Source organism: Bradyrhizobium acaciae (genome assembly GCF_020889785.1).
GTDB classification, from domain to species: Bacteria; Pseudomonadota; Alphaproteobacteria; order Rhizobiales; family Xanthobacteraceae; genus Bradyrhizobium; species Bradyrhizobium acaciae.
In genome coordinates this window covers 1-3,195 of record NZ_JACMYK010000273.1, presented here as the reverse complement: position 1 = coordinate 3,195, position 3,195 = coordinate 1, and the positions used below count along the sequence as shown (strand labels likewise).

Annotated in this window: 2 protein-coding genes and 1 pseudogene; all 3 read right to left on the bottom strand. The window is 66.2% G+C overall.

The window, feature by feature from the left end; translation table 11 throughout:
* The coding region (locus H8A92_RS40050; protein ID WP_229200747.1) for a chromosome segregation SMC family protein at positions 1-1,969 on the bottom strand (1,969 nt) is incomplete at its 3' end.
* 345 nt (positions 1,970-2,314) lie between these two features.
* Positions 2,315-2,971 (bottom strand): DsbA family protein, encoded by a 657-nt coding sequence (locus H8A92_RS40045; protein WP_229200746.1) that lies wholly within the window; start codon positions 2,969-2,971, stop codon positions 2,315-2,317.
* A 123-nt stretch (positions 2,972-3,094) separates the two neighbouring features.
* A pseudogene (locus H8A92_RS40040) lies at positions 3,095-3,195 on the bottom strand (DUF721 domain-containing protein); the annotation flags it as partial.

Sequence of the window (3,195 nt, the reverse complement as noted above, 5' to 3'; positions counted from 1 at the left end):
CCTGGCGCTTGGCGGCGGCATCGATGCGGGCCTGTTCCAGCTCATGCTCGATATCGACCAGGCGGGCACGCTCGGCGAGGCGGCGCGCGGCACCGGTCGGGGCATGGGCGTCGGCGACAAAGCCGTCCCAGCGCCAGACGTCGCCTTCGAGCGACACCAGCCGCTGGCCGGTCTTCAGCTGCGACACCAGCGCGGCGCCGCGTTCCTTGGCCACCACGCCGATCTGGGCCAGACGGCGTGCCAGTTCCGGCGGTGCCTGAACGTGATCGGCCAGTCGCTCGACGCCATCCGGCAGCGCGGGGTCGCCTGCGGCTTCACCGACATTGGTCCAGCGCATCGGCGCGGACGAGTCCACCGGGGCATCGAGGTCGTCGCCGAGCACGGCGCCGATCGCCTTTTCATAGCCCTTGGCGACGGTGATGCCGTCGATGATCGGCGGCCACAGATTCTTGGTCTCGCTGGTGACGAGCTTGGAGATGGTGCGGGCTTCGGTCTCGAGCCGCTGTACGCGTTTCTCGGCTTCGGCGAGCGGATTGCGGGAGGCTTCCAGCGTCTGCCGCGCAGCGGCGTGATGGGCCTCGTTCTCCTGCACCGCGGCCTCGGATTCGGCGAGCGTCTGCTGCGCCATCTCCATGGCGGCGGCGAGCGCGTCGATGTCGCCGAGACTGCCGGTCTCCTGCGCGAGCTTGGTTTCCTCGGCCTGGACGTTGGCGATCTCCTGATCGAGCCGCGCCAGCCGGTCGCGATGCGTGCGCACGCCGGCTTCGAGCTGGTTGCGCTTGGCGGTGAGGTCGGCGAGCTGCGTGGTCAACTCGGAGAACTGGCGCTCGGTGGCGGCCAGGATCTCTTCGGCCTCGGAAACGCGCTCGTCGACGCCGGAGCGCTTCTCGACGCGCGACTTGATCTCTTCCTTGAGCTCGGCGTCTTCGGTGTCGAGCCGCTGCAACGCGACGTCGGCGTCCGACGTCTGCTGCTGCTCGCGCGCGATGTCCTGGGCGAACTGGGTGAGGCGGCGGTCGAGCTCGCCGACGCGTTCCTTGGCGCGCTGCTCTTCGCGGTCGAGCATCTCGCGCGCGTTGGTCAGGCGCTGCAGGCCGGCGGCGGCGCGCGCTTCGGCGTCGCGCAGCGCCGGCAGTTCGGTGGCGCGGATCGCCTGGATGCGTGCGGCTTCCGCCTGATGCTGGGTGCGCTCCGCCATCTCGCGTACGGCGAGATCGTGTGTGCGCCCGGCGTCATTGACGTCGGCATTGGCCTCGATCCAGCGCAGATGGAATAGCATCGCCTCGGACTTGCGCACCTTGGCCGCGACCTCGCGATAGCGAATCGCCTGGCGGGCCTGCTTCTTCAGGCCTTCCATCTGGCCGGTGAGCTGGCCGATCACGTCCTCGACGCGGGTGAGGTTGGTTTCGGCCGCCTTGAGCCGCAGTTCCGCCTCATGGCGGCGGGCATGCAGGCCGGCGACGCCGGCGGCGTCTTCCAGCACGCGGCGGCGCTGCTCCGGCTTGGCCTGGATGATCTCGCCGATCTTGCCCTGGTGGACCAGCGCCGGCGAGCGCGCGCCGGTGGCGGCGTCGGCGAACAGGATCTGCACGTCGCGGGCACGCACGTCGCGGCCGTTGATGCGGTAGACCGAGCCGGCCTCGCGCTCGATGCGGCGGGAGATTTCGAGCAGCTGGCTGTCGTTCATCGCCGCCGGCGCCGAGCGATCGGAATTGTCGATCGTCATCACGACTTCGGCGTGGTTGCGCGCCGGACGGTTGCCGGAACCGGCGAAGATCACCGCATCCATGTCGGCGGCGCGCAGCGACTTGTGCGAGGTCTCGCCCATCGCCCAACGCAGCGCTTCGACGAGGTTGGATTTGCCGCAGCCGTTCGGTCCGACGACGCCGGTCAGGCCCGGCTCGATCATGAAATCGGTGGGTTCAACGAACGACTTGAAACCGTGCAGGCGGAGGCGCGTGAGCTTCATGTACACAAATCTCGTTTGGCCGGGCGCGAATCTCCCTGCCGTGACAATACCATGGATGGCAATGTCGGTGTCTGGGTGAATAGCTGCGTGCAGCTCTCATGAGCGGCGACAATGGCGATGCGAGCGCGTCAGGGCAACCGCTTGAGCAAGCTTTTCCCAAGGGATTTACAAGGGATTTGCAGGGGTTTTGTGGCCTCTGCATGTCCTCGGAGATTCGCATCGCACGAATCAAGTTTTCAACAACCAAATAATGCGACGGCCGCACACCGTGATCGCAAATCATCCACAATTATCGTGCCTCGACTCAAAACGAGGCACGACGACGTCAGATCTACAGGCGTGCGATCAGCTCTTCAGCAGGGGATCGATGCGCTTGCTGAACTCCTCGAACGAGGTCTCGCCCTTCAGCATCTCGCCATTGACGAAGAAGGTCGGCGTCGAGTTCACCTTCAGCACCTCGTTGGCGTATTTCTGGTCGGCGGCGATCTTGTCGAGCAGCTTCTGATCCTTCAGGCAGTCCTCGACCTGCTGCTGGCTGAGGCCGGCCTGCTTGCCGATCCGGGTCAGCGTCTCGGTGGTGTTCTTGACCACCCAGTCGTTCTGCTGCCGGAACAGCAGGTCGATCACGGCGAAGAACTTCGGCGCGTCGTCCTTGGCGATGCAGCGCGCCAGCATCGAGCCGGCGGCAGCCTTGATGTCGAGGGGGAATTCGCGGAACACGTAACGGACCTTGCCGCCGTCGACGTAGGTCGACTTGATCTTCGGGAACACGGTCTCGTTGAAATTGGCACAGTGCGGGCAGGTCATCGAGGCGTATTCGATGATCGTCACCTTGGCGTCCTGCGGGCCGAGCCCCATGTCGGGCAGCGACTGCGGCTTGGCGACCTCGGCGGCGGTCTGCGCGAACGCATCCGTGATCAGGCGCAGCGGCGACAGCCCGGCGAGGGCAGCGAGCCCGGTCAGCGAGAGAGCGGTGGTGAAAGCGCGGCGCGTGATGATCAAGGTCAGCTCCCGGATTGGCGCATTCACGCCAGAATGAAGGGGGTCCCGAAAAAGAAGCCTTCGCTAGCTTGAAACGACCATTGTGGCAATGCCGGGGTCTCGCGGCCGAGCCTGCGAAAAACGTCAATTTCGCTTGATCGAGGCACCCAGCCGGGCCAGCGCCGCGCGCAGATCGTCGTCCTCGACGGCGCCGAGGTTTGCCGCCTCGCGGGCCACGGTTTTGG